The organism is Streptomyces sp. Ru72 (genome assembly GCF_002920635.1).
GTDB lineage: Bacteria > Actinomycetota > Actinomycetes > Streptomycetales > Streptomycetaceae > Streptomyces.
On sequence record NZ_PQSR01000238.1, the window covers coordinates 1 to 977 of the forward strand.

1 protein-coding gene and 1 rRNA gene are annotated in these 977 nt (G+C 68.7%); one reads left to right on the forward strand and one right to left on the reverse strand.

The features are described 5' to 3' along the window. Positions 1–83: 83 nt before the first annotated feature. Positions 84–200 (forward strand): 5S ribosomal RNA (gene rrf / locus C3488_RS39665). A 120-nt stretch (positions 201–320) separates the two neighbouring features. Here the strand turns inward: rrf and C3488_RS41015 are convergent. Next, positions 321–977: hypothetical protein (locus C3488_RS41015; RefSeq protein ID WP_181139392.1), on the reverse strand; the 657-nt coding region annotated here is incomplete at its 5' end.

Sequence of the window (977 nt, forward strand, 5' to 3'; positions counted from 1 at the left end):
CAGTTCTGAGGCAACGAACGTTGCCGGCTTTGAGTAGAACAGACAACTGAAGAGTGTGCTTGTTCGCTCGAAACCATTAGGGTTTCGGTGGTCATAGCGTGAGGGAAACGCCCGGTTACATTCCGAACCCGGAAGCTAAGCCTTACAGCGCCGATGGTACTGCAGGGGGGACCCTGTGGGAGAGTAGGACGCCGCCGAACAATCTTTGGAGGACCCTTGGTCCCAGCGACATGCTGGGACCAAGGGTCCTTTTTCGTTTTCCCCGGGCGCGCCGGGTACCCGGCTGCGCGACAATGAATTTGCGGTACCGAAGACAGGAGTCACCCATGTCCACCAACTCTCCCGACGAGCGTCCTGAGCGCGACCAGCGCCGCCGGGACGGTGGTGACCGTGGTGGCTACCGCGGTGCTCCGCGCCGCGGCGACGACCGCGGAGGCTACGGCCGACGCGACGACCGCCGTGGAGACGACCGCGGCGACAGGAGCGAGAGGGGCGAGAGGGGCGACCGCGACGGATTCCGTAGCCGGGACGACCGCGACCGTGGTGGACGTCCTTCCTTCCGCCGTGACGACCGCTCGTCCGGCCCGCGCCGCGACGACCGGGACCGGGGCTTCCGCCGCGAGGGCGACCGCCCTTCCTTCCGTCGTGATGACGACCGTGGCGGGTACGGCCGTCGTGATGACGACCGTGGCGGGTACGGCCGTCGTGATGACGACCGCGGTGGGTATGCCCGTCGTGATGACGACCGTGGTGGCTACGGCCGCCGTGATGACGACCGTGGCGGGTACGGCCGTCGCGATGACGACCGTGGCGGGTACGGCCGTCGCGACGACCGTGGCTTCCGCCGTGACGACCAGCGCGGGGGCCACGGCCGCCGTGAGGACCGGGGCGGTTACGGTCGCCGTGACGACCGCCGGGATGACCGGCGTGACGATCGTCGTGACGGACCGCCGGGATGACCGCCGCGACGGCGACCG